Origin of the sequence: Candidatus Cloacimonas acidaminovorans str. Evry (genome assembly GCF_000146065.2) — a bacterium.
In the GTDB taxonomy this organism is placed as follows: domain Bacteria; phylum Cloacimonadota; class Cloacimonadia; order Cloacimonadales; family Cloacimonadaceae; genus Cloacimonas; species Cloacimonas acidaminivorans.
Genome location: NC_020449.1, coordinates 1,718,244 through 1,744,134, shown reverse-complemented (window position 1 = coordinate 1,744,134; position 25,891 = coordinate 1,718,244). Strand labels below are relative to the sequence as shown.

Below are 25,891 nucleotides of genomic sequence, written 5' to 3'. Positions count from 1 at the left end.
CATAGATAAAGAATAAGCTCTCACAGATTACACGGATAAAGAATAAGCTCTCACAGATTACACGGATTACACAGATTTCTATTTTATAATTAACCATAAGAAAAATCCAATTGATCCAGATATCTGCGTTCTATTTTTTCTAACCTCTCTACCTCAAGACCTCAAGACCCAAATTTTGATTGACACAATCTCAAACATCTTTTTTATGAATTTATGAGAAATATCGTTTTAATTCTGCTGGTTGCTCTTTTACTGACGGGTTGTGATCTGTTTTCAGTTCGTGATTCAGAACCACCTGCAGTACAGATACCATGGATAGATTTTACCACGGAGGTTGATTCTCTGTTGTTAAATCTGGAATACAGTTATGAATATCCTCAAAATGCAGTTAATTATGCACGACTTTTCAGTTCCGATTATGTATTTCATTTTGCCCCGCAGGATGTGAGCGATTTTTCTATAGAGCAAACCTGGACAAGAGTTCAGGAGCAGGATATGATTCAGGTTTTGCATAACCGCTATAAAAATATGCAGGTAACCTTAGAGAAAGTGGATGATCAGGATCAGATAGAATCGGCGCAAGCAAAAATATACCGTCAATATAATATTACAGGTATTTCCCGCAATGAGGGAAAGGAAGTTTTAACTTTGGCGGAAGGGAATATGGAACTGCATTTAAAAAAGGAATATGGCTACTGGTATATAACAAAGTGGTATGATTACCGCAGTAGTAATGTTCCTACTTGGGGAAAGTTGAAATATGAGAACCATTAGCATTATTCTGCTTTTTTTGACTCTTCTGATTGGCGGTTGCAACAATCCTTTCTGTCCCGAACTCTATGATGTGTCCAATGAAGAAATTCAAAATCGTACTCCTGAAGAACTTTTACAAAATCTGGAACGAGCATACACCGAAAGGAATATCAATATTTATAAATCCCTTTTGCATCCGGATTTTCGTTTCGAGCTTCTGGCAAGCGAAGTAAGTTTAATTGGAATTGATATGAATAATGACGGAATGCGAGATTCCTGGTGGGGTTATGCACAAGAAGTGGAATATACGGATAGAATGTTTAATAAGGGTTCCAGTGATGGAACTTATCCTCCTCCGGATGATATTAAGTTACGGTTACAAATTCCCCCTTCTGAAAGATGGGAGAATGATCCGGAAGTAGGTCATGAGGATTGGATAATAATTCCTTGTAATTTTGATTTAATCCTTTCCTATCAGGAAAGCAATTCTTCTATTACTGCCAATGGCATAGCCCGATTTTACCTGAGGCCTGAAGGAAACGGTTGGAAAATTGCCATTTGGAGAGATGAATCCAATATATGAGTTCTAAGGGACGCATTCTTGCCCTGGACTATGGAGAAAAGCGTATCGGTATTGCCTTAAGTGATCCGAATCGTATTTTTTCCAAGCCGCTGTGTGTTCTTTCCAATAAAGGTTTTGAACAATTAGTGGAGGAATTGAAAAAACTAATTACTTTGCATCAGGTCACTTTGTTAATAATTGGAATTCCTTATGCCATAGATGGTTCCATCACTCCCAAAACGGAAGAGTGTCAGCAGATTTTGAATCGCTTAAAAGATGTCTTATCTATTTCGGTTGAGGGTTTTGATGAACGCTATTCAACCTGGGAAGCAAATGAAGAACTGAAAAAAATGGGATATAACTGGAGACAAGCAAAAGAAATTAAAGATGCTATGTCTGCAGCAATGATTTTAAAAGAGTTTCTGAACCAATGAAAAAAGCAAAACCATTTCTTATCGGTTTGGCAATCTTATTGTGTCTGTTAATTTTGGTTATTGTTTATCTGGTTTTTGTTCCTTTGCATAGTGAAGAGCGCATTGTGCGAATTAAACAAGGAGATAATGCCAGAATAATTGCTGCTAAACTTTCCGAAGCAGGAATTATTCGCAGTAAAACAATGTTTATTATCCTCACCAAAATCAGAAAAGCAGATAGAAACCTGAAACCAGGAAGTTATATTTTTGGAGGCAATACCTATCTTTGGCAAACGGTTAGCCGTTTATATAAAGGTCAAAACGAAAGCATAACAATCACTTTTCCGGAAGGTCTTTCGCTATATAAAACCCTAAAGAAAATTGATGCCAGTGGCTTGGCAACTTATGAGGAACTGCATAAAGCAGCAACAAATCCTCTTCTGGTAAAAAAACTTACCGGTTTTGATGCCCTATCTTTGGAGGGTTTTCTTTATCCGGAGACCTATCGTTTTCCGATTGAAATATCGCCGGATTCAATTCTGGCAATTCCCGCAGGTGAATTTTTCCGCCGTTTACAGAAGGAAGGGATTGATCCTTTTGCTGTTCCTGATTTTTATGATAAATTGATCCTTGCTTCCATTGTGGAGAAAGAGGCAGGGGATGAAAGCGAAAAAGAAATTATTGCCGGACTTTTTTTAAACCGTATGAGACAACAAATGGCACTTCAATCCTGTTCAACAATTGACTATATTTTGGAGCCCAAAGGAATTAAACGCAGTGTGTTAACTTATGCAGATACCCAAATCAATTCTCCTTATAATACATATCTTTATCAAGGATTGCCCCCAACCCCAATTTGCAATCCTTCAATTACAACCATAAAAGCGGTTTTGAATGCCAAACCTAATTCCTATTTATATTTCTTTTCCGATCGCCAAGGAAAAAATGTGTTTTCCAAAACTTATGAAGAACATTTGGCAAAGCAGAGAACGATGCTGTAGAGTTTATGAGGTCAAAAGTTTGAAGGTCAAGAGGTTAGTAGAAAGGTAAACCCTTAACGAGCATAGGAAAAATGGTGTAGCCGGAGGAAGCAGTTCCTCCGCAAAGAATGAATGCTGAACTAGGAAAAAGCATAATTCAGAGTAAAAAACCGCATATTGGATAATTTGTTTCATATATTTAAGATGAATGGCTGAAATTATGAAAACGAACACGAATAAACGGAACTTGACAAGATATTGGTTTATGGCTATATTATTTAAGGGAGATATAATTTAATGCTTGGACCTTATGAAATAAATGATATATACCAAACCGACTGTGTAGAAGGTTTAAAAAAACTGCCGGAGAATTGTATAGACCTTTGTGTTTCATCACCTCCCTATGATGGAATAAGAGATTATCATGGTTTTTCCTTAGACCTTCATAATGTAGGTATAGAACTTTACCGGGTGATGAAAGAAGGTGGCATTGCAGTTATGGTTATGCAAGATCAAACCAGGAATTTTGCCAAATCATTAACTACTTTCAGAACTGCAATTGACTGGTGTGATAATGCCGGATTTCGCCTTTTTGAGACACTTATCTATAGAAAATATGGAGCAGAAGGTGGCTGGTGGAAAACAAGGTTTAGAGTTGATCATGAGTTTATGTTGGTTTTTCTTAAAGGGCAACGACCTCAGTATTTTGATAAAGAGCCATTAAAAATCCCTTCAAAGCATGGCGGGAAAACCCTTACAGGCGGTGGAACTCGTTTAACAAATGGGATTAGAATTCCAACCAGACCTATTTTAATAAACGAAATGAAATGCCGAGGAACGGTTTGGGAATACTTAACAGCAGGTGACGGTTCACGCTTGAAACATAAACATCCTGCTACTTTTCCCGATAAGTTACCTTATGATTTTATTCAGTGTTTTTGTCCGCCAGAAGGTATTGTTTTAGATATTTTTATGGGTTCAGGAACTACAGCTCTTGCCGCTATTGAACTAAACCGTAATTTTTTGGGTTTTGAAATATCCGAAGAGTATGTTAAACTTGCTAAACAGCGGATTGCCATTGAAGGCAAGAAAGACGAAGATCAGCTTATGTTTCTGTAACTTTCTATTGTCTCTTGGTTAATTATATGTTCTTAAAAATGTTGTGAGGGTCTATAGTATATTCTATTAAATTACCGCTTGTTTGTGCCATAGATAAAGGATTTTCGGAAAGAATTTGTCTAAAGATTCCTACCCGCGCTTTATTACTTTTCTTCGTAAATTGAAAGACATCAAAATCCGATTTAGTCCATTTGTCTTGAATATAGTTCCATTTTGTCTTTGCTGATAAGTATTTCAGGAAATTTTCCGTTTTCAACCAGGTATTATCATCAAAGCGGAAAAAAGAATTGTCTTTTTGGAGACCATCAATCTTTCCCTCACGAGTAGAGATTTTAATCTTATCACTATAGTCATCCTGGCTTATAACTTTAAAGAGTTCTTTCAATGCTATCATTAAGGATGTGATTGTGTAACATTCATTAAAGAAGATTTTATGCAGAGCAGATGATTTCCTGTCAGCCCCTAAATAATGTAACCAGCTTAAACAGTTCTCGGGATAGTTGAATAAGTTCTTAAAAGTACCATCTGTAAAAAGGAGAGGACAGATGCTTTCTGTTTCAATATTAATTTTTTCCTGATTGTCCAATATTCCAATTAGTAAATGGATCATTGCTAAAGGATATTTGTTTTTAAAATGGGTTTGACCATAATAGCCCCGCAGAAGATTTGGCTGAATACATTGATTTAAGTTAGTCCATAATTCAGGAATTGCCCTTTGGGAATATAAAACTATATGGTGACCCGCGCTTCTGATAAAGTCCCTAAATATTTCCATATCCAAAAAAATACATTCATTAAGATCAATTTTCTTATCTTTTATCAGGATTTTACCATCATAAAAGCCAACTATTTTCCAATTTAGATAATTAGACATAAACAAACCACATAATAATCCATCCGAATCAGGGCTTAAAATGCAGTTATGATCTCTTTCCAAAATCCAGCTATATTTCTTAATTAGTTCTTGATAATTGAGGACATCTAAATTATTTTCCAAAGCTGACTCCTTGTAAATTTTAATCTCCTTAACTTTAAATTTGTTTTGCCATCATCTGTCAATAATTATAGTCATAACCCAATCAATCTTGTAATTTGGAAAATTCTGAAATCGTTATTTTTTTTTGTGTTTGGTATTTTGAACTTGACATATACCTGATGATTGATTAGATTGTATATTTGACTATAGAGTATGAAAAGCAAAAAGAATATTTAACCCTAAAGGGAGGAAAAATGAAGTTAAACAAGATGATGTTACTCTTAGTTTTAGTGGCTGTAGTTGTGATGATTGCATCTTGCAGTTCAAACAAAAAAGCCAATATTAAACCACAAGGTGAGGAAGTTTACCGTCCAGCTTGGTGGGCTACCCAACCTGAACAGGATTATGTTTGTACTTATGGACAAGCAACCAAGGTTTCGGAAAATTTATCAGTGGAAGCAGCCAGGGCAAATGCTCTTCAGGAAGCAGCACAGTATGTAGAGGTTTTGGTGAATAGTATGCTGAAAAATTATGAAGAAGAAGCAGGTGTTAAAGACCCTCAGGTTTTAGCTCTTACACAAAATGTGGTAAAAGCCGTTTCTTCTGCAAAATTTACCGGTGTTCTAATGGGTAAAATTGAGACCAGAAAGGTTAATGAACCAGATGGTGTTCGCTATAAAACCTGGATTCAGTTGAAAATACCTAAAGATGAAATCAACAGAAAATTGGCGAACAGCATTCGCAACGAAGAAGCACTTTACAATCAGTTTAAGGCATCTCAGGCATTTCAGGAGCTGGATAAGGCAGTAGAAAAATACTAATAAATAAATAATGTGTAGCCGGAGAACGCCGTTTCTCAACAAGAAAAAAATGCAGAGCTTCAGCGAGCTCCGACTACACTATAAGTGAAAATTTATAACGAAGAAAGAGAGCTATAAAAGAGAAAAATTCCGTAGGAACGATAGATATTAGAGAAGGGTTTCAACCTGGAGAAGAAAAGACAAATTTTGTATTTGGTTTGCTGAGTTTTAATTTTCCATAAAGAGAGGAAATTCATTTCTCAGGGTTCTGCAAACTCTTTGGCATATAGGAACTTGCCAACCCATTTTTGCTCAACTATATTATTTGGGATAAACTATAACAATCTGTGAGAGATTTGCACTATCCAAGTTATTGTTCCCAGCAAGATACTTAGTGACTACCCATCCTCCACCCAACCTTAAGGAAGGGTTGATGTTGACAAGCAAGCAAGGAAAAAAACAAAATCCCTTGACGAAACAAGCAGTTCCAAAAGTAATGCAACGACTTTACTTTTCAATATATTGGAGCGATAAATGCTAAAAATAGGTCTTAATCAGGAAATGGTATCCAGAGCCCGGAAAGCGGCATTTCAGATAACAAATGCTTTTACTTGGCTGTTTGAGGGCTATACTACTGTAGCTACAGAAAGGACAGTATTACGCTTGATGGGAATAGACGGTGCCCTCAAAGATGGTAACCCCTTGCCTAATGTTGTGGTAGATCATTTGGTGGAAAATTCCGCTCTTCAGAAAGGAGCAGCAATTTGGGTGGCTAATGCTATGTTAAAAAAGGGTTTAACAGCACAGCAAGTAGCGGAAGAAGTTGCCTATAAAGGTTTAGGCATAACTCAAATTCCTCTTGCCTCAGTCGAAGCAATTTGGGAAACTCTTAATCCTTTGGTAGATAAAATGTTGGGTCATATAACAGCCCAAAAACAAAAGCGGGAAGAACTTCTGGCTAAATATCAGCCCCGCCCCCAACCAGTTATCTATGTAATTGTCGCTACTGGAAACATTTATGAAGATGTAGTCCAAGCCAAAGCTGCAGCAAGAGAAGGTGCCGATGCTATTGCAGTTATCCGTTCAACAGCTCAATCCTTATTGGATTATGTGCCTTTTGGTGCCACTACGGTTGGTTTTGGAGGCACTTTTGCCACGCAGGAAAATTTTAAAATAATGCGTAAAGCGCTGGATGAGGTAGCTGAAGAAGAGAACCATTATATTTATTTAACAAACTATGCCAGTGGACTTTGTATGCCTGAAATCGCGGCTATGGCGGCAATGGAACGCTTGGATATGATGCTTAATGATGCAATGTATGGCATATTGTTCAGAGATATTAACCCCAAAAGAACCTTGCTGGATCAATATTTTGCGCGAATGATCAATGCCTATGCGGGAATTGAAATTCAGACCGGTGAAGATAATTATTTAACTACTTCCGATGCTGTAGAAAAGGCATATACGGTTACTGCGAGCCAGTTAATCAATGAAAGTTTTGCTTTAATGAGCGGTATTAAACCCGAAAAAATGGGATTAGGACATGCTTTTGAGATTGATCCCGAGCTGGAAAACAGCTTTAGTTTTGAGTTAGCACACGCTCTTTTAACCAAAACCCTCTTTCCTGATGCACCGGTAAAATATATGCCACCGACAAAATTTGCCAGCGGTAATATTTTTAAGACCTATCTGCTCAATGCGATGTTCAATTTTATCGGGCAATTGACAGGGCAAGGTGTTCAGCTTTTAGGTATGATGACGGAGGCAATTCATACTCCGCATTTGGCAGACCGCTTTCTGGCTATTGAAAATGCCAAATATATATTTAAAGCGGTAAAAGACCTGAACCAAAATTTATGTTTAAGTGAAGATAGTTTTATTAACAAAAGAGCAAATGAGGTCTTGGCTCAGGCAACGGAATTTTTGGAAAAAGTAGCTCGGGAAGGTCTTTTTAGTGCTATGGCTAAAGGTGAATTTGCCGATATTAAACGACCCGAAAATGGGGGAAAAGGTTTGGACGGTGTAATTATGAAAGATAAGGACTATTACAATCCCTTTTTGGAAATTATGAAACAGGAGCTTGCTTTATGAGCAAAAATATAATTCGTCCTTATGGCGATACCTTAAACGATGGAAAAATGCAGCTTTCTTTTACATTGCCCGTTTCCTGTGATGCTTTGGGCAAAGAAGCAGCCAGAAAATTATTGTTACAAACAGGTTTTGACGAAGCGGAAATAACATCTATGAGCGATTTAAGGGAGGGCTTTACACATTTTATTGCCTATGCTGTTACTTCCACAAGTGTAGATATCAGCAAAATCAAAGTAAAAGTAGTAGAAACACCGGTAATGACAATGGAAGAAACAGATGCTTTTGTGGCAGAACATTTAGGACGGAAAATAACTGTTGTTGGTGCTTGCATAGAAAGTGACGCTCATACTGTCGGAATTGATGCCATAATGAATATGAAGGGTTACAATCATCGTTACGGATTGGAACGCTATCATAGTTTCAATGCTATCAATATGGGAGCTCAGGTTCCTTGTGAAGAACTTCTTGCCAAAGCCAGAGAAGTGAATGCAGATGCTATTTTGGTTTCCCAGGTAGTTACCCAGAAAAATATCCATATCAAAAATTTAACCCGCCTTATAGAACTTGCAGAAGCGGAAGGATTAAGAGATAAAATGCTGTTTATTTGCGGTGGACCGCGCATTTCACACGAACTGGCAATAGAACTTGGTTACGATGCTGGTTTTGGTCAAGGAACTTATGCCACCGATGTTGCCAGCTATATTGCCATTACTCTGGCAAAACAAAAAGCGCAGGAATAGGCATTTATAATGAGGGCATTAGCTTAAGTATATGTTAACTTTGCTGGTAACAATAATTGCCTTCGGGCTGATGATTTTTGTGCATGAACTGGGTCACTTTTTAGTGGCGCGCTCTTTTAAAGTAGGCATTGAAAGTTTTTCCATAGGTTTCGGAAAAGCAATTTGGACAACTGAGAAAAATGGTATTCAATATCGCGTGGGATGGATTCCTTTAGGCGGTTATGTAAAAATGCAAGGGGAAAATCCAGAAGAAGAAATAAGCGTTGATAAAGAAAGCACTTTTTTGGGCAAACCGTGGTGGAAAAGAGCTCTTATTGCCTTCAGCGGACCTTTTGCCAATCTGCTTTTCGGATTGTTACTATTCATAATTGCCTTTATGTTGCCGCAAAAACAGGAAGACCTTGTTCCGGTTATTCAAAATGCCAAAGGAATTTGGGCTGAAACATTCAGTCCTGCAGACAGTATTATAAGTGTAAACGGCAAACCGATAAAGGGTTTTCAGGAATTTTTAGTGTCGCTTTCCGAGAAAAAACCCAATACCATTTCCTATTTTCATAACGGACAAAAGACAGTTTTAGAAGTAGCTCCCTCCCAAGTGGATTCTTTAATTAAATCCCTTGAACCCAAAGTAGATACCACAATTGGAGAGGTTTTTACTGGAATGCCTGCCTGGAGAGCAGGGTTAAAACCCGGAGATAAAGTTCTGGCTGTAGACAGTGTAAATGTTTCCAACTGGTATGAAATGCGGGAAAAAATTGTGGGTTCAAAAAACGATGAAGTTCTGTTAACCATTTTACGGGACGGAAAAATCCTGCAACGAAAAATAGCTCTGGAAGAAAATGTCTCTATGGGTGATCAAAAAATGATTGGGATTAGTCAATATATGCCGGTGAAAAGTGTTAACAGATATAATCCTCTGCAGGCAATAAGCTACGGCACCCAAAGCACCATCAGCTTTATTGTGATGAATTATGTGGGCTTATACAAATTGATTTCAAAACCCGAACAGCTGAAAAATAATCTTGGAGGTCCCGTGATGATTGCTACAATGGGTCAACAGGTTGCTCAGCGCGGATTTAGTTCTCTAATTATCTTTCTTGCTTCAATAAGTTTGATCCTGATGATAATGAACCTTTTGCCCATTCCGGTTTTGGATGGAGGACATATCTTTTTTGCCTTTCTGGAAGGTATTTTCGGGAAACCTGTACCGATAAAAGTGCAGGCATTTTTACAGCGTGTTGGTTTTGCCATTTTATTGTTACTGATGTTTTATGCCTTCTATGCCGATATTTCCAAGCTGCTTATCCGCCAATTCTTATTAGGGCAATAAATGTTTAATTTTACTTTACAAAAGACCAGCGGAAAAGCCAGAGCCGGAATAATGAAAACAGAACACGGCGAGATTTTAACTCCTGTTTTTATGCCTGTAGGAACTTTGGGAACAGTGAAAGCAATGAGCCCCAAAGAACTGGAAGAAGTTCAGGCACAAATAATTTTGGGAAATACCTACCATCTCTATATAAGACCCGGGCACACTTTAATCCAAAAAGCGGGTGGTTTGCATCAATTTATCAGTTGGAATCATCCAATTTTAACAGATAGCGGCGGTTTTCAGGTAATGAGCTTGGCTGCTTTACGCAAAATAAGCAAAGAAGGGGTAAAATTTCAATCCCATATTGATGGCTCTCCTCATATATTTACACCGGAAAAAGTGATTGAAATTCAGGAAGCTCTTGGCGCAGATATAATTATGAGCTTTGATGAATGCCCTCCCTATCCTTCTACCAGAAAGTATGTGGAAAAATCACTTGCTACTACATTGGACTGGGCTGAAAGAGGAAAAAAGGCCTTTACGAATTATAAACATCAGGCACTTTTCGGAATTGTGCAGGGGGGAATTTATGAGGATTTGCGTGAAAAATCCGCTTTGGAACTAATGGAAATGGATTTTGACGGTTATGGAATTGGTGGACTTGCCGTAGGTGAAGAAAAAGAGGATTTATTAAGGATTACTTCCTTTCTAAATGATATCTTGCCAATTGATAAGCCACGCTATTTAATGGGCGTTGGAACTCCGAGCGATTTGCTGAATAATATAGACCGGGGCATAGATATGTTTGATTGTGTGATGCCCACTCGGAATGCACGCAAAGGCAGTATTTTTACCAGGTATGGCAAAATGATAATTAAAGCAGCTCGTTATAAAGACGATTTCAGCCCTATTGATCCTCTCTGTGGTTGTTATACCTGCACTCATTTCAGCCGCGCTTATATCAGGCATTTAATCACTATGAATGAAATTTTGGGAATGCGACTTACTACTATTCATAGTTTATGGTTCTATCAGGAACTGATGCAAATGGCAAGAAAAGCGATTTGGGAAAATAAATGGAATGAATTTCTGGCAGAAATGCTTCCCACGCTGGACAGAATTGTTCAGTAAGAAAACTTTTTTAATATATCTTGGCTTTCTTGCTATAATACTTGTAAGAGGCACACTCTTTTGCCAGGAAACCGAATTCACTTCTCCAGCAGATTCCCTTAAAATAACGATTCCCGAACCTTGGACGGAAAACTGGCTGTATAAAAAGGTCTATCCTCTAATTTTTAAAATGGAGGCAGAACGCCAGCAGGAACAAAATCTCTTTTCCATTTTTGAGCAATATAGCGGGAAAAAGATAGCCAAAATTTACATCGTTAATCTGGATGTGTTTGAAATGCTTCCTGATAAACCGGAAACACATATCTATAATAGGATTTTGGATTTAGGTAATTCTCTTCACTATAAAACCCGGGATTGGATTATTAAAGATATGCTGTTTTTTGCCGAAGGCGATGATTTTAATCCGGAAATAATGAATCGTAACCTTGCCTATTTGAAGGACTTACCCTATTTAAGAGAAGCAGAACTGCTGATTAGTGATAATGAAGATGACACTGTTGATGTTTTTGTCCTCGTGCGGGATAAATTTTCTCTGGAACTGAGCGGCAGGATTATTTCCCAAAGTAAATACCGCTTGAAGATAAATGAACAAAACATTCTGGGTTTGGGTTTGGGACTGAAACATATTTGGCATATTAACCCCAAGGAAATGAAAACACTAAGCTGGGAGACATATTACAGCGATTCTAATATCAAGAACACTTTTTTCCGCGTTGATGCTTTTTGGAAGGAATTTTCAGGTAATTCAAATCAGGATTTGTATTTAAGCCATCCTTTTCTTTATCCTGCAACTCCACATTCCGGAGGTATTGAAGGAACCAGAAATTATATTCACCCTCCTGCCGATACTTTAACTACGGAAAAATGGACTCTTGGCTCCTGGTATGCGCATAGTTTTGGCTTTTCCGATAATCTAACGAATGCCTATAAATATGTTGCTCTCGGGTTGGAGAAAAACTGGTTTACCAAAAGTCCGGAAGTTGATGCAAATACAGGTAAACCCTGGCAGGATAATATCTTTGCCTTAAGTTCTTTTGCTTTTACCAAAACCGGTTACACTTCCTTTAGAAACATCAGTTTTTTTCTGGTTAACAATGTTTTGCCTGTTGGCTATTTAACTGAAACACTTTTGGGTTATGAATTCGGAGAATACCATAACCGTCTTTTTACCGGTTTGCATTATTCCCGGGCAGATAAACTGCTTCGCGGTTCATATCTTTATTTTGTCAGTGCTTTAGAAACATATATTGGCAGTGAAGGAACGGAACAAAGTGTTTTGGCTGTTGAGCCCCTTTTTATTTCTCCTTTACAACACATAGGAGATTTCCAAAGCAGGTATTTTTTCAACAGCAATTTAGTTCTCGGAGGAAAACGCTATCCCAGGGAACAAATGAATGTTTCTTCCCTTTCCGGCTATCGTGGAATCTGGAATTTACAGGGTGATAAACTGTTACGCTCTAATTTGGAAAACGATATTACTACTCCTTATCAAATCTGGGGCTTTAAAATAGGACTCTTTACCTTTTTGGATTGTGCCTTTGCTACCAATCACTTTTCCCAAATCAGCACTAAAAATGTTCTGCTGACAGAAGGAGCTGGTTTTAGAATTCATAATCCGGCTTTAATTTGGGAATCAATTGAACTCTGCTTTGCTCTGAATCAAAAAAAGGGGAGTAAAGGCGAATGGAAAATTACGCTCTCCACGAAAAAAGGACTGGAACTTCCAGATTTTTCAGGTAAAAGACCACAGACATATAAATTTCAATGAAGAATGAATACCATTTGGATTAATAGTTTTACAGTGATTGGTTGATGAGGACATCAACTTTCCGTGGAGATCAAGTTTTCCGAAGGTTTTCCAAAAGGGTTCTAACTTGCTGTTCAGTTACCGGTAATGGATTCAGAGCCATATTACGACTGCTCATAATTTGAGGAATAGCTTTATCTATAAAGTCCTCACTGAAGTCAATTTTGCGTTCAAAAGGCAGGGACTTTAGCCAGGTATAAAAGTTATCTTTATTTATTTGTAAATAGCTGAACAGGTCATCCAGTTCTTGCTGAATAGCAGGATAATAGAGCTCCATAATATCTTCCATAACCATAGCATTTGCCAAACCATGAGGAATACCATAAAAAGAGGTTAAAGGATAACCAATAGAATGTTGAAGAGTAGTACTTCCCTGAGCTATAACCATTCCTCCGTAAAGTGCATCTCTCATCAGTTCTTCTCTTGCCAAATAATTTTCCGGTTTGGAAAGAACAATAGGCAAAAACTTCATAATAGAGGCAATACCTTTATAGATAAAGGGATAGACGATTGGTGAACGCTGATTACTATAAAGCCCTTCCAAGAGATGACTTAAAGCATCCAAGGCAGTATGCAGAGTCACTTTTGGTGGCAAAGTTAAAGTATATTTCGGGTCTAAAACAGCTAAAGTAGGAAAAGCTAAATCACAGCCAAAACCGGCTTTCTTTTTAGTAAGAGGATCAGAAAGAACACTATATTGAGTAACTTCTGTTCCAGTTCCTGCTGTAAGGGGAATTGCCAGAATAGGATATGCCTTTTTAAAAACAGAAGTATTATACATTTCATCTCTGTTTAAGGAATTTGCAGCAGCCAAGGAAATTGCCTTTGCGGAATCAACAGGACTGCCACCTCCTATGCCAATAACAAAATCACAGTTATTTTGCAAAAAAGCGGATTTGCCTTCCATTACAATATCCAAAGTAGGATTTTCCGTAATGCGGTCAAAAAGAGCATAATTAATATCAGCTTCCCTCAAAACAGAAATGGTGTCGGATAAAGCGCCACTTTGTTTAGCGCTGTTTTTTCCGGTTACAATTAAAGCTCTTTTTCCGAAAGAGGCAATATATTCTTTTGCCTTTTGCATCGCATTATCGGCAAAAATAATACGGGTTGGACAATAGAACATTTAGCTCCTACTTAAGCAGAGTAATCTTTTTCGTTATAATGCCTGCAGGATGTTGCAAACGAAGCAAATAGACACCGGAAGCCAAAGCTCTGCCTTTTTCATCGCTTCCGTTAAAATAGATGCTATATTTCCCTTGGGGCATAAGACCTTCTGATAAAGTAACTACTTTCTGTCCCTTCAGGTTGTATAATACCAGTTCTGCTTTTCCGCCAACAGGTAAAGAGAAGGAAATTGTAGCAGTCGGATTAAAAGGATTGGGAAAAGCGGAAAGAGTTGCCTGAGGCATAATAATAGTTTCATCGGAATTCGGTAAAGCAGGATTTAGAGTAGGTAAGAGCTCATAGAACATATTGGTAATCTCATCTAAATGCATAAAATACAGCGGACAGCCAAAGAGAACTAAAGTGCCGTTAAAATCGTGCTTGAAAGCAATACACTGTCCTGCTCCATTACTTCCTTCCATCATATTGGCAAAATATAAAGGTTCTTCAGCTCCACTGAAAGTAAAAATATATGGTAACATTGAATTCCAGGAGGAAAGGGTCTTATTAGTGTCCACTGTTAAAGTTGGATAGATATCGGATTGAGCACTGATTAAACAGGCAGAATTATCGTAAATAGGAGTTACTCCACCTCCAAAGCGGTTAAAAAATTCCGTCGTTAAAACTGAAGGGGTTTTCCAGCCGGAAATAACTATTTTTCCACCACCTGCAATATAACTGCTAAGCAAAGAAGAATTACCCTGCAGCAAATTTTGGTTAAAATCATCCGAATGCCAAAGCACCAGTTTATAATTTCCCAAAGTTTCCAGATTGGGAAGACCCTGGGTAGCACAATCCCAATTATCAATCGGGCAGGAAAATAAACTTAAGGCGGAAGCATAAAAAGTATCAACCATTTCATCATCGGGATTGATTTGGGTTCCTATTCCATCTCTGGTTTCATCAACAACTAAAAGTTCACCCGTAAAACTGAATGCTTGAGGTGTAACAGAAACGGTCTCTGAAGGTCTGGAAAAATATCCGTTTACATCAACTACTCTAAATTGATAATCATAACTGATACCAGAAATTGCAGTTGTATCGGCAAAGCTGAAAGTGTCGTTATTTAAGGTAGCAAGTAAAGACCAATTTTGTGCACTGCTCAATTTACGATAGAGCCGATACTGATGATCCTTGTTTGGTATAAATGTATTCCAGAAAAGTAAAACGCAATTATTGGTGGGCAGATATTCCGTAAAATGAGGAATTTGTTCCGCTAATTCCTTCAACAAAGTCCAATGGTTATAATTGGAAACAATATTGAAATTATCGCTCAAAACGGAATAATTAAAATCGTTGGAATAGCCATCAGGAGCGGCAATTACCAATAAAGAATCGCTAATTCCATTTTGAGTAATCCGAAAAGGAATTTCCACCGTGAAGGAAGTGGCAGTTGGAGAAGTAGTTTTGGCATATATTTCCAGATGGTTATTAGTTTCATTTTGCCACAGGGAATATTTCACATTAGGAATTCCTGAACCATAAATCCATTGGTTAAAGAATGGGCTAAGGTCTTGTCCACTAACTTGTTCTGCCAGTGTTTCAAATTCTGCCGTAACAGCATTCCCGTTTTTATAGGTATTATAATAAAGCCGAAGCAAGTTGAAAAAATTGGTGTCTCCAAGCTTTAACCGTAACATATGTAACACGCTGGCTGCTTTTTCATAAGAGGGCGGCGAAAAATAGTTATAAAAAGAAGGATTATATATAGTTTGAGGTCCTGCATTAGCTTCCCAATCCAGATAATACTGATGAAAATTACTATGTAGATAATTACAGGCACTTTGCCAGCCAAATCTTTTATCTGTCCAGAGAAATTCTCCGTAAGTAGCAAAACCTTCAGAAAGCCAAACATCCTTAAAAGTTAAAAAACTAACTGCATTCCCAAACCATTGATGAACAAGTTCATGAGCTATAACTGTTTCATAAGCACCGTTTCCACTAATAATATAATTTCCTAAAGTAGTCATTGTTTGATGTTCCATAGCCCCGTAAGTGCTCATACTTACGACAGCATTGCCATATTTTTCAAAAGGATAATCACCGAAAAGTTCAGAAAACCAGGAAATCATCCAAGGGAGATTTTGCAGGTCTATTAAAGCATTATTATATTGATTTTGCATTACGAAATTCTGAACGGGCAGATTATTCTGTTCCGGAACTGTCTGATTTATTTCTACATAAGGACCAGCAGTTATACAAACCAGATAAGTAGTCATCGGGTTTTCTCCAATCCAATGAGTTGTAGAAGTGCCATCACCATTATTCACTATTTCGGTTCTAATTCCATTGGCAGCAACTTTCCAGTCACTGCGCATAGTAATGTGCAAATCCACAATTGCTTTATCCCAGGGGTGATCATAACAGGGCCACCAGGCACGAGCGGCATCAGGATCGGATATAGTAAAAACGGTATTATTACTAAAAATCATTCCGATATTATAGTAACTATAAACTAATTGAGGGGTACCTGAATAAAATACCTGCGTTGTAAATTGCTCTCCTGCTGATACATTAACCGGAAAAGTGAAATGAGTGCCATAGTTAATACTTGTGGCATGAATTCCGTTTACCAAAACATTACTCACATTGAAACCGGTTAATTCGTAAGACATACTGGTAAGATTTTCCGTGGCAATCACCGTTGCTAATACATTACCCCAAATATAATGTAAAGCGTCATTGATAGTTAGTGTAATTTCATATTTTAGCACATCAAAACCGTGAGCAGAATCGGCACGGCAAATTTCTTCTTCCGGATAAGCGTTTTGAGGCAAAGGAGAACTATATTTCCGGCCAGGTTTCACATTTTCAATTGTTTGACTAAACAACATCCCTATGCTGATAAATAAGCTAAGAGTTAGAAGAACTTTTTTAACCTGCAATCTCATAATAACCTCTGAATTAAAAAAATGTTATCTTAACTTATGCAAGCATATTTGTTTCCAAATTTTATAAAATAAATGCTGGTATACTATTTATAAATCCCGATTTTTGAAATTCGCATTTATTAACTTTTGCGGACGATTCATCCTCTTTAATTCATATCTTATTTCATCTTTATCCATTATTTTGCTTGACATCTTCTCTCTCCTTTATTTCTTGTCTATAATGAAAGACAATGTAAGTAATATTAGTTAGATGGTCAAAAAAAGTAACTTATTTTAGTTATGGTGGTAATATATGGATTATAAACCTTTATTAGAAGAGCTGTTAAATTCTCTTACGACAAGCAAAAAAAGATTGCAGAAACTATTAGCATTTCTTAGGGAAATGCCTTTATCCCAAAACTCGCACAACCTTATCCTTAATCCTCAATGATGATTATAAATAGATTATCTATACTCAAGATGAAGAAAAAAATCATATTCTTTCCATTATTTACATTCTCATAGGACCTTAAACCGAAAGTGAGGAGAGTAAATTTTGCTTGACAAAACTTTAGCTATAGATAAAGTGGAATTAGATAACTTGGAAAAGACAGTATGTATAGATGATTTATTACAGCCGGTTGTTCATTTAAGGTGTCCTAAATACAAAGTATCTTTGTTTGTACGTGAAAAAATCCACGATGAATTAATGGATTTTTTGGGTGGAAAAGGAATAAACCCTAAATTTGTACCTGGCGATATAAATTACAGATGCGATAAGTTATCAGCAATAGCAGCGGTGATTTACCAGAACCGGTATCGTGATGAACTATACAGAAAAGAGCAAAATAATCCTGTGATTACTGCTATGAAGTTTATGGACAAAGGGAGAAATGACAGGTTATATTGCCGGGAAATTTACTTTGAAGAGGGAAAGCAGGTAATCATTTGTGAGATACATAGTGGTAAAAAGAACCAGGAGAACAGGAAAAAAGAAAAAAATATAATAAAAAAGGTGGCAGGGTATGAGTTCAAAATACAATCATGAAAAGATAAAACAATCTATCCAGGGTAATCTTCGCAGGTATGAAGCAATTGCCTTAAGTATGGCGATAAGCTTTGAAATTGAGGATTTTATCAAGGAACGGGGAATTAGCAAACAAGAGCTTGCTAAAGCTGCAGGGGTTTCACCTTCCTATTTAAGCCAGGTTTTTGCTGGAGATAGATTGCTCAACCTTACTATGCTTGCTGGGATATCACAAAAATACCAGGTTAAATTTCACTGTGATATTCAAGAAGCCAAAGTAGAAAGTATCCGAGAATATGCATTTGAAAGCTTTGGTAAACCACATACGAAGAAGGCGAATATTTATAATTTTGAAGATTTCAAGCAGGTACATAATGATAAATACAATAATCAGAATAGAGTTATAGGGAGTGATTGTGGAAATCCGGCGTAGTGAACTTCAACAAGAGATGTTTGTAGTATTAGATACGCAAATATATATTGATCTACCTGATGATACTAAAAGCAAAAATATTGATGACCTGGATATTGTCTTAAAGATTTATAAGAATAATGAGGATGACCATCTTGTGCGTATCTATTATGAGATCAAAGCAAAAAAAACTTATCCGGATAAACCAGGATTGTGTATAAGGGTGCAAGCTTCAGGAGATTTTAGAATTGATGCTTCAATAGATGTGAATTCCATTCAATTTGGGCAGTTGGTGAACTTCTCTGCAACCGCTATCACATATAATAACATTCGCGCTTATCTACAGAACATAACTTCCTATTATCCTGTTGATACCTATATTCTTCCCGCAATTGATTTAAACGATTTATGCAAGAAATACTATGAGAATCAAAAAGAAGAAAATCAAGGATAGATAAGCTGATTCAGGTTATTTCAAACTTTGTTTCTTTTCTTTGTTATAACAATTGGGAGAAAGGTAGTTAGAAACTATTTTACGGATATACATAGGATATTTAATTGAAATAATTAGTTTGGCACCAAGGTTAAACTTAACTAATGCCATAGAAATAATTAATAATATATAGCCATCCAATTTCCAAGTTCTGATTGTACAAATAGTAGGTATAAATTTAAACAGAATCCTTCCTTGTCTTTGGCAAAGAAAGATTTTGCCAACTCATTTTTCTAACATTGCATTATTTGGGTTAAAAGTATAGGGATTTCTGCTTTCACAGGGATGATAAAAGAATTAGCAAAAGGGAAGGGATATAACTCCTTATGCCAAGAAGCATTAGTTACGCAATACGGACTCATTGCTAATCCCATCCGTAATGGGTAAGCAATGGGTAAGCAATGCAATTAGGGAAGAACAGAAAAAAGGGGATAATGGCTTGTAATAAAAACAGATATAAAGCTAAACCCCAAATATGCGTTTTTAAAAATGCTCTAAAGGAATTAGCGGGATAAAACAAAAAAATGTCTTTACTAAAAAGGGCTATTTACAATTCTGGCTATTAACTCTTGAGTGGAGGAATAATGCGAAGAATAATACTATGCAGCATCTTAATTTTGCTGCTTGGCTGTCTTGCCCAAAACCTGTATGCTGTTGGAGAAATCATATATGAAATAAAAGTAATCGGAGCTGTAAATATAGATCCGGAACTGGTTACTTCCGCACTCAGTTTTAGAGTTGGAGATACTCTTGATCCTGAAGCCGTGGCAAAATCCATTCGTAATTTGTATAGAATGGGAATATTTTCTGATATTCAAGTGGAATCTGAACCCTATAGAACAGGAGTAACTATACTGATAAAAATCCAGGAAAATCCGATTGTAAGCAGTATTGAATATATTGGTTTCAAAGCGGTAAAGCAGGAAAGAATAGATGAACTGGTAAATGTTAAGGTTGGCAGTTACTGGAGTGAAGGAGTTAAAAATCAGTTATTGAACAAGCTGAAAAATGAATATGCTACCAAGGGTTTCAGTAATGCCGAAATTCAGATATTTGAATCCCGTTTACCTAACAACAAGATTGGTTTGAAGGTTCAGGTAAATGAAGGTAAAAAGGTCTCTATCAAGCAAATAACCTTCGTAGGGAATAGCTATTTTGAAGATAAGACCTTGCAGAAAAAGATGAAAACCAAACCTGCTAGTTTCCTTCGCTCAGGTCATTTTGAGCAGGAAAAATTTGATGCTGATCTGCAAGCACTCACCGCTTTCTATAAGAAAAACGGATTTATAGATGTAGTGATAGGTCCCTACGAAATTCAACCGCTGGGGGAAAAATACATTGAAATCGTTATTAATGTTTATGAAGGAACCAAATATAATTTCGGGGGTATAACTATTGAAGGGAATGATTTTTTCTCTTCTGAAGAACTGCAAGATATTTTCACGATGAAAATTGGCGAACCCTTTGACCAGGAGTTCTTTGATAACGAAATACGAAAAATCTATACCAAATACTTTGATGAAGGGTTTATCTATGTGTCTATTATCCCGAATTATGTTAAAGAAGGCGACCAGCTAATCGTAAACCTGAAAATCAATGAAAATAACCGTGCCCGAATTCACCAGATACATATTACAGGTAACAGAAAAACCAAGGAAAAAGTGATCCGGCGTCAGCTGGAAGTTTCACCTGGTGACTATTTTCGTCAGACCCAAGTAATGCGAAGTCAACAAAACATTTACAATTTGGGTTTCTTTGAACAGGATATTCGTTTGGATTATACTCCCATCAATAAAGACGGGGACATAGATTTACAGCTTGATGTTATAGACCGTGCAAGTGGAACTGCCAATGGAGGAGTGGGTTATAATTCCCAGGATAAATTTGTAGGCCAGCTTTCTATAGCTCAAAATAATCTGTTTGGTAATAACTGGTCAACGAATCTGACCTGGGAATTTGGAGGCAACACCCAAAACTTTGAATTTGCTTTCACCAATCCTAATTTGCTGGATACCGATATCCTTTTGGGAAGCAATCTCTATTACACGAAAAAGACCTGGAGCTCTTTCTATTACGAGATTTTTACTCGTGGTGCAGGAATCAGGGTTGGTCAAACTCTTCCCTGGATAGATAAAACGAGAGCTGTAGCCGGTTATTCTCTCTATTCCAAGAAATACAGAATAACCAATATGAATGCTATTATGGCAGATTCCACTGCCAATGCCAACTTGATTGAACTGAGTAAATTGAATTGGAGATACACCAGTGCGTTCAGTTTAACGCTAAGCAGAGATACACGCGACAATGTATTTTTCCCTACCAAAGGAAGTCAGTTTACTCTTTACAGTGAAGTTGCAGGTGGTATGTTTGGCGGTGATTTTGATTATTTCAAGGAAATTGCTCAAGTTAACTGGTATATGGATACCTGGGAGAAACTTATTTTACGCACCAAATGGCGTTTTTGTTATGTTACTCCTTATGGCAGGTCTAAAGATGCTCCTCCTGATGAAAAATTCTATTTGGGCGGAACAGGTGCAGATGGAATAAGAGGTTTTCCCGATAGTTCCATTGGTCCTGCCGGAGGCGGAACAAGAGCAATTATTTTTTCTACGGAATTAGGTTATCCCTTAGGAACCGATCAAATAATTGCAGTTGCCTTTTTTGATGCTGGAAACAGCTATAATAAGATGCGTGATTTCAATTTCCTCAATTTTAAAAAAGGAACCGGACTCGGAATCAGAATCCGCAGTCCTTTCGGTTTAATCGGTTTTGATTATGCCTATAACATCAACGATGGCGGTTGGGAACCCCATTTACAATTTGGAACAACCTTTTAAGATGATTAAGTATAAACACCTTTTTGGACCTGTAATGTCCCGTCGGTTAGGTATATCTTTAGGTATAGACCTTGTTCCGTATAAATATTGTCCCTTAAATTGCGTGTATTGTGAAGTGCAAAGAACTACACATCAGGTAACTAAACGGGAAGCATTTTTTGAGACGAGGGAAATTTTGGCTGAATTGGATAGTTTTATGTCTACCAACCCTCATTTGGATTATATCACTTTTTCCGGAGCCGGTGAACCCACATTAAACAGTTTATTGGGGCAGATAGTAAACTATATAAAAGCTAAATACCCAAGCTATAAACTTGCCTTGCTTACGAATGGTATACTGTTTTCCGATCCGGAAGTCCGTAAAGAAGTTCTTCCCTGTGATATTGTTTTGCCTTCACTTGATTCTGCTACTCAAGAGGGTTTTGAGAAAATCAATCGTCCCTGTCCGGAATTGAAAGTGGAAGAGCTTATTGAGGGTTTAATTCATTTCAGACAGGAATATAAAGGTATCATTTGGCTGGAAGTTTTTCTGGTTTCAGGAATTAACACCATTCCGCAAGAAATTTCCGCTCTGGCAAAAGCTATCAATAAAATTAAGCCGGATTTGGTGCAGTTAAATTGTTTAGACCGTCCCGGAGCGGAAGATTGGGTTAAGCCCATACCTTTGCATACACTTAAGCAGGTTAAAGAGCAGCTTTCTCAACAGGTTTGTGTACCCGTGGAAATTATTGCCAAAGTTAAATATCAACCTGCGGAAAGTCAACTGGATGGCGAACTTATTGAACTTTTGCATAATACGCTTAAAAGGCGTCCTTCTACCGCAGAAGACCTTTCTGCTATGCTGGATATTCACATTAATGAAATCAGCAAAGTGCTAAGTCAATTGTATCAGGAAAAGAAAATAACTGCCCAAAGAGAGAGTCGGGGGGTTTTTTATAAATGGATTTCTTAAATAATACAACCGCCATTATTACTGCTGCAGGAAGCGGTAAACGCCTACCGGGAAACAGAAAAAAACAATTTAGGGAACTGGAAGGAATTCCTATTTTGATTAGAAGTATGGAGCCCTTTATGGCTTCGGAACTAATTGATAACCTTGTAATTACTGTTCCGGAAAGCGATATTGCCCACACAGAAGCTCTTATAGAACAATGGTTTGAAGGAATAAATAAGCCCTATATCGTAATTGCCGGAGGGTTGGAAAGGCAGGATTCTGTTTTTTCCGCTTTACAGGTTTGTCCTGAAGGAACAGAATATGTAGCTATTCATGATGGAGTGCGTCCTTTTGTTTCGCAGGAATTGCTGGAAATTCTTTTTTCGGCAGTGGTTATTGATAAAGCAGTTATTCCAGCAGGGAAAATAAAACATACCGTGATGCAAGTGGAAGGAAATTATGCAGTTAATACTCTTCCGCGGCATCAGCTCATCAATGTTTTCACTCCTCAGGTTTTTGCCTATTCTATAATTATGGAAGCATATCATCAGGCATATAAAGACAGTTATTTTTCTACCGACGATGCTTCCCTGGTTCAGCATTTGGGAATGAAAATTCGCTATATTTGGGATAACGATTTCAATATCAAAGTAACTGATGAAGCAGACCTTTTCTTTGCCAAGCAGTTAATAGAAAAAAAGAAATTATAGAGGACATAACAATGCCTAAGTTTTTGTATTTATGGTTAAAACGCATATTATGCAAATTCGGAAACAGGGAACTGCATATTCCTTTACCTGTTTTCGGGTTGGGATGCGGTGTTTTAGGTTTGGCATTACCTAAGGTCTCTTTAAAAATGGGTGAATATGCCTCCAAACTGTTAAAAGCTTTGGAATATAGAGGTTATGACAGCACAGGAGCCGCTTTTCAGGGAAATACAACCGAAATAACTCTGTTAAAAGATGTTGGCGCTCCCAGCACTTTAGTAAAGACCTTAGGCATAGAAAAACAGAGCGGTAAAATATTTTGCGGACAGGTGCGTTGGGCTACTTTTGGCTTTGTGGATAAGAAAAATGCTCAGCCCCACGAAGTTAAATGTAAAAGGCATATTTATGGTGCACATAATGGTAATATAACTAATACCAGAGAGTTAAAGTCCTTTTTAACGAAAGAAGGTCACTTTGTGCAAAGCGATAACGATGGTGAAATGTTAGTGCATACTGTAGAACATTATTTTGACATAGAAATGGATAAAGCAGGAAATCCCACGGACATTGATTTACGTAAGAATTGTATGCGTAAGGCAATAATTCAGACCGCAGATAAACTTGTGGGAAGCTATGCCGCTGTAATTGTTGATCCTGTTACGGAGACCTGTTGGGCTATTAAGGCAGGCAGCAGTTTATATTTTGGCATCGGGACTTTGGAAGATATGCCTTTTGCGTTGGCATCTTCCGATTTAACAGCTGTTTTGCGTTTTACTAAGCAACTGGTAAATTTGCGTGAGGGTGAATTTATTGAATATAATGCAGATAACTATCAGGTTTATGCACAGAAAAACTTAAAATTCAAGCGTTTAAATCAACCCGATGAAATATGGTATACAGGTGATAAAATTCCTGCCAAGCCAATTTATTCCAAACTGCGAGCTGAAGATGTTGAACTTTTGCCTGAATATGAATATTTTATGGAGCAGGAAATTTATGCTCAAAGTGAAACTACGGGCAAACTGATTAAGCTCTTTCAGGGTGGTTCCAATAGCGGAAAAAGAGTGTTATCATTATTGGCAAAAGCAGGAGTGCGGGATATTCTATTAGAACAGGTTCAGCTGTTTTTAACGGAAAACAATTTTGCAGAACGGCACAGGATTTTTACCGAACTTCTAAATTCCGAAACCTTTAATCTTTTTTTCAATCAAGTTTTCAGCACTTATCGGGAGTTTTTTGATGTTGCCGTGAAGGAGGATTTTGAAAAGAAATACTTCTTTTCCAACGAAAAGAACTTCTTTCTGGAAATGGTGAATGGAGAATATGATTTGAAGAAAATCTCGCTGGCTAAAACTCTGGATGCTTTAGCTGAAGAAATGAATGTGAAGGACTTTAATGCCAGCGTAGACGACTTTTTACAGCTGGTTAAAAACACTATTTTAAATAACCGCAATGCCTATTCTATTGCCTGTGGAACCAGTTTTCATGCCACTAAGATCGCTGCTCTTTTCTTTAATTCTATTGCCGGTATGGAAATAATTCCCATTTTACCTGGCGATTTCAGAGGTGAATATTCCAACTGCATAAAAGATAATGACCTTATTATAGGCGTTTCTCAATCGGGTGAAACCAAAGACCTGATAGATATTTTCAACGATATAGATGCCAAGGACTTAAATGTCCGCAAAGTGGTTTTGGTGAATAATATGAATTCCACTTTGGGTCAGGAAAAAAGTGATGTGGCAATTCCTATTTTATGCGGACCGGAAATTGCCGTTCCTGCCACCAAGAGCTTTATGAATCAAATTACTCTGTTCTATTATCTTGCCATTAAAACAGCCCAGATGAAATTGAATGAAATAGATAATAATCTTACTCAGGAACAGCGTTTATGGCGTCAACAGGAACTTGATGATTACTTTGTTTCCCTTGCCAAAATTCCTTCCCTTTTGAAAGAGACCCTGGATAATGTGAGTGGTGAAATTGAATTTATGGCTGGTAAGATTTATATGGAACCCTCCATTCATATTTTAGCTACCAAAATCAGTGGCGTGGCTATGGAAGGTGCTTTAAAAATAAGAGAGACAGTTTTAACGCATGCCGAAGGAAGAGAGGCATCCGAATTCAAACATGGTCCCAATACAATTTTAGGGAAAAACACCGTTTTTGGCGTTAAGCATCTGCGTTCTCTCTTGCGTTATTTTAGTGAAAACATTGATGAAATAGAGTCGCTTTGCGAACAAGAAGGCATTCCGCACAGCGAAACAAAGGAAGTTTATAAAGCATTGGCTGATTATATTTTTACTCATAATCAGCCCTTCAACCTTTCACCTCAAGGGACTAATATTTTCAACCGGTTTGTTCAGGATAAGGATTTCTTTGAACATCTCTATCGCAATTATCCATTAATTTATGTTACAGGACCGGATGAGCGCGATGTAAATCTCACCATCTCTCAGATAAATACCCATAAAATACGGGGTGCCAATACTTTTGTGATTGCTGAAGAAAATGAACAACTGCTGAAAAATGCCTCTACCCGACCCAGTGAAAACAGCTATTATGCCTGGTCTTATATTATGTTGCCCAAAACAGGTTCCACTCTACTAACCTGTTTTTCCGCAAGTATTGTTCTGCAATTGCTGGCTCTAAAAATGAGCGTGAGGAAAATGAAAAAACTGGATAAATTGGGAGTTCTTGATCATGGTGTTCATCCTGATGTTCCTAAAAATGTATCCAAAAGTATAACAGTGGATTAAG

The 25,891-nt window shown here is 37.4% G+C and carries 21 protein-coding genes; 18 read left to right on the top strand and 3 right to left on the bottom strand.

From position 1 onward, the window contains the following. The first annotated feature begins 213 nt into the window (after positions 1-213). The 5 genes from CLOAM_RS07120 to CLOAM_RS07100 all read left to right on the top strand — a co-directional run bounded on the left by CLOAM_RS07120 (position 214) and on the right by CLOAM_RS07100 (position 3,827). Positions 214-774, top strand: coding sequence for a hypothetical protein (locus CLOAM_RS07120; protein WP_015425219.1), 561 nt, complete (start codon positions 214-216; stop codon positions 772-774). Beyond that, positions 761-1,336, top strand: a complete 576-nt coding sequence (locus tag CLOAM_RS10000) for a hypothetical protein (protein WP_232502670.1) — start codon at positions 761-763, stop codon at positions 1,334-1,336. The genes CLOAM_RS07120 and CLOAM_RS10000 overlap by 14 nt, the downstream gene beginning before the upstream one ends. Next, positions 1,333-1,749: a Holliday junction resolvase RuvX gene (ruvX, locus tag CLOAM_RS07110; RefSeq protein ID WP_015425217.1), complete on the top strand. Its 417-nt coding sequence runs from the start codon at positions 1,333-1,335 to the stop codon at positions 1,747-1,749. Before CLOAM_RS10000 ends, ruvX begins: the two co-directional genes overlap by 4 nt. Next, positions 1,746-2,729 carry an endolytic transglycosylase MltG gene (gene mltG / locus CLOAM_RS07105; RefSeq protein ID WP_015425216.1) on the top strand — a complete coding sequence of 328 codons (984 nt, stop codon included), beginning with the start codon at positions 1,746-1,748 and terminating at the stop codon, positions 2,727-2,729. Before ruvX ends, mltG begins: the two co-directional genes overlap by 4 nt. Positions 2,730-3,005: 276 nt before the next feature. Continuing rightward, positions 3,006-3,827: a DNA-methyltransferase gene (locus tag CLOAM_RS07100; protein WP_015425215.1), complete on the top strand. Its 822-nt coding sequence runs from the start codon at positions 3,006-3,008 to the stop codon at positions 3,825-3,827. A gap of 22 nt (positions 3,828-3,849) precedes the next feature. Here CLOAM_RS07100 and CLOAM_RS07095 read toward each other — a convergent pair whose 3' ends face one another. Beyond that, entirely contained in the window at positions 3,850-4,824 is a 975-nt protein-coding gene (locus CLOAM_RS07095) for a hypothetical protein (protein WP_015425214.1), read from the bottom strand. Positions 4,825-5,057: 233 nt separating this feature from the next. Here CLOAM_RS07095 and CLOAM_RS07090 point away from each other — a divergent pair, with 233 nt between their 5' ends. From CLOAM_RS07090 to CLOAM_RS07065, 6 genes are all read left to right on the top strand, one after another. Then, on the top strand, positions 5,058-5,624 hold the full coding sequence (locus CLOAM_RS07090) for an LPP20 family lipoprotein (protein ID WP_044279048.1): 567 nt from the start codon (positions 5,058-5,060) through the stop codon (positions 5,622-5,624). A 513-nt stretch (positions 5,625-6,137) separates the two neighbouring features. After that, positions 6,138-7,694: a lysine 5,6-aminomutase subunit alpha gene (kamD, locus tag CLOAM_RS07085; protein WP_015425212.1), complete on the top strand. Its 1,557-nt coding sequence runs from the start codon at positions 6,138-6,140 to the stop codon at positions 7,692-7,694. Next, entirely contained in the window at positions 7,691-8,434 is a 744-nt protein-coding gene (gene kamE, locus CLOAM_RS07080; protein ID WP_015425211.1) for a lysine 5,6-aminomutase subunit beta, read from the top strand. The genes kamD and kamE overlap by 4 nt, the downstream gene beginning before the upstream one ends. 31 nt (positions 8,435-8,465) lie before the next feature. Next, the gene (gene rseP, locus CLOAM_RS07075) at positions 8,466-9,764 is read left to right on the top strand and encodes an RIP metalloprotease RseP (RefSeq protein WP_015425210.1); all 1,299 of its coding nucleotides are present in this window, start codon (positions 8,466-8,468) and stop codon (positions 9,762-9,764) included. Further along, on the top strand, positions 9,765-10,877 hold the full coding sequence (gene tgt / locus CLOAM_RS07070) for a tRNA guanosine(34) transglycosylase Tgt (protein WP_015425209.1): 1,113 nt from the start codon (positions 9,765-9,767) through the stop codon (positions 10,875-10,877). Beyond that, positions 10,828-12,645, top strand: a complete 1,818-nt coding sequence (locus tag CLOAM_RS07065; protein ID WP_015425208.1) for a hypothetical protein — start codon at positions 10,828-10,830, stop codon at positions 12,643-12,645. Before tgt ends, CLOAM_RS07065 begins: the two co-directional genes overlap by 50 nt. Positions 12,646-12,715: 70 nt before the next feature. Here the strand turns inward: CLOAM_RS07065 and CLOAM_RS07060 are convergent, their stop codons facing one another. Both CLOAM_RS07060 and CLOAM_RS07055 read right to left on the bottom strand, forming a co-directional pair. Continuing rightward, positions 12,716-13,810 carry an iron-containing alcohol dehydrogenase gene (locus CLOAM_RS07060; RefSeq protein WP_015425207.1) on the bottom strand — a complete coding sequence of 365 codons (1,095 nt, stop codon included), beginning with the start codon at positions 13,808-13,810 and terminating at the stop codon, positions 12,716-12,718. A gap of 7 nt (positions 13,811-13,817) precedes the next feature. Further along, positions 13,818-16,742, bottom strand: coding sequence for a M1 family aminopeptidase (locus CLOAM_RS07055; RefSeq protein ID WP_015425206.1), 2,925 nt, complete (start codon positions 16,740-16,742; stop codon positions 13,818-13,820). 535 nt (positions 16,743-17,277) lie between these two features. Here CLOAM_RS07055 and CLOAM_RS07050 point away from each other — a divergent pair. The 7 genes from CLOAM_RS07050 (at position 17,278) to CLOAM_RS07020 (ending at position 25,890) form a co-directional block, all read left to right on the top strand. Further along, a complete protein-coding gene (locus tag CLOAM_RS07050; protein ID WP_015425205.1) occupies positions 17,278-17,769 on the top strand; it encodes a hypothetical protein in 492 nt (163 codons plus the stop codon). Next, positions 17,747-18,181 carry a helix-turn-helix domain-containing protein gene (locus CLOAM_RS07045; RefSeq protein ID WP_015425204.1) on the top strand — a complete coding sequence of 145 codons (435 nt, stop codon included), beginning with the start codon at positions 17,747-17,749 and terminating at the stop codon, positions 18,179-18,181. The genes CLOAM_RS07050 and CLOAM_RS07045 overlap by 23 nt, the downstream gene beginning before the upstream one ends. Beyond that, the gene (locus CLOAM_RS07040) at positions 18,165-18,614 is read left to right on the top strand and encodes a hypothetical protein (protein ID WP_044279047.1); all 450 of its coding nucleotides are present in this window, start codon (positions 18,165-18,167) and stop codon (positions 18,612-18,614) included. Before CLOAM_RS07045 ends, CLOAM_RS07040 begins: the two co-directional genes overlap by 17 nt. Positions 18,615-19,237: 623 nt before the next feature. After that, complete coding sequence (gene bamA, locus CLOAM_RS07035) at positions 19,238-21,490, top strand: outer membrane protein assembly factor BamA (RefSeq protein WP_044279046.1); 2,253 nt, start codon at positions 19,238-19,240, stop codon at positions 21,488-21,490. Position 21,491: 1 nt separating this feature from the next. Next, the gene (locus CLOAM_RS07030) at positions 21,492-22,442 is read left to right on the top strand and encodes a radical SAM protein (RefSeq protein WP_232502669.1); all 951 of its coding nucleotides are present in this window, start codon (positions 21,492-21,494) and stop codon (positions 22,440-22,442) included. Next, positions 22,430-23,134, top strand: coding sequence for a 2-C-methyl-D-erythritol 4-phosphate cytidylyltransferase (gene ispD / locus CLOAM_RS07025; protein ID WP_015425199.1), 705 nt, complete (start codon positions 22,430-22,432; stop codon positions 23,132-23,134). The genes CLOAM_RS07030 and ispD overlap by 13 nt, the downstream gene beginning before the upstream one ends. A gap of 11 nt (positions 23,135-23,145) precedes the next feature. Beyond that, a complete protein-coding gene (locus CLOAM_RS07020; RefSeq protein ID WP_015425198.1) occupies positions 23,146-25,890 on the top strand; it encodes an SIS domain-containing protein in 2,745 nt (914 codons plus the stop codon). Position 25,891: the final 1 nt, after the last annotated feature.

Bases quoted from the DNA above. Each gene is read 5' to 3' on its own strand.
- CLOAM_RS07120 (WP_015425219.1), top strand. From the start codon at position 214: ATGAGAAATATCGTTTTAATTCTGCTGGTTGCTCTTTTACTGACGGGT.
- CLOAM_RS10000 (WP_232502670.1), top strand. From the start codon at position 761: ATGAGAACCATTAGCATTATTCTGCTTTTTTTGACTCTTCTGATTGGC.
- ruvX (WP_015425217.1), top strand. From the start codon at position 1,333: ATGAGTTCTAAGGGACGCATTCTTGCCCTGGACTATGGAGAAAAGCGT.
- mltG (WP_015425216.1), top strand. From the start codon at position 1,746: ATGAAAAAAGCAAAACCATTTCTTATCGGTTTGGCAATCTTATTGTGT.
- CLOAM_RS07100 (WP_015425215.1), top strand. From the start codon at position 3,006: ATGCTTGGACCTTATGAAATAAATGATATATACCAAACCGACTGTGTA.
- CLOAM_RS07090 (WP_044279048.1), top strand. From the start codon at position 5,058: ATGAAGTTAAACAAGATGATGTTACTCTTAGTTTTAGTGGCTGTAGTT.
- kamD (WP_015425212.1), top strand. From the start codon at position 6,138: ATGCTAAAAATAGGTCTTAATCAGGAAATGGTATCCAGAGCCCGGAAA.
- kamE (WP_015425211.1), top strand. From the start codon at position 7,691: ATGAGCAAAAATATAATTCGTCCTTATGGCGATACCTTAAACGATGGA.
- rseP (WP_015425210.1), top strand. From the start codon at position 8,466: ATGTTAACTTTGCTGGTAACAATAATTGCCTTCGGGCTGATGATTTTT.
- tgt (WP_015425209.1), top strand. From the start codon at position 9,765: ATGTTTAATTTTACTTTACAAAAGACCAGCGGAAAAGCCAGAGCCGGA.
- CLOAM_RS07065 (WP_015425208.1), top strand. From the start codon at position 10,828: ATGAATTTCTGGCAGAAATGCTTCCCACGCTGGACAGAATTGTTCAGT.
- CLOAM_RS07060 (WP_015425207.1), bottom strand. From the start codon at position 13,810: ATGTTCTATTGTCCAACCCGTATTATTTTTGCCGATAATGCGATGCAA.
- CLOAM_RS07055 (WP_015425206.1), bottom strand. From the start codon at position 16,742: ATGAGATTGCAGGTTAAAAAAGTTCTTCTAACTCTTAGCTTATTTATC.
- CLOAM_RS07045 (WP_015425204.1), top strand. From the start codon at position 17,747: ATGAGTTCAAAATACAATCATGAAAAGATAAAACAATCTATCCAGGGT.
- bamA (WP_044279046.1), top strand. From the start codon at position 19,238: ATGCGAAGAATAATACTATGCAGCATCTTAATTTTGCTGCTTGGCTGT.
- CLOAM_RS07030 (WP_232502669.1), top strand. From the start codon at position 21,492: ATGATTAAGTATAAACACCTTTTTGGACCTGTAATGTCCCGTCGGTTA.
- ispD (WP_015425199.1), top strand. From the start codon at position 22,430: ATGGATTTCTTAAATAATACAACCGCCATTATTACTGCTGCAGGAAGC.
- CLOAM_RS07020 (WP_015425198.1), top strand. From the start codon at position 23,146: ATGCCTAAGTTTTTGTATTTATGGTTAAAACGCATATTATGCAAATTC.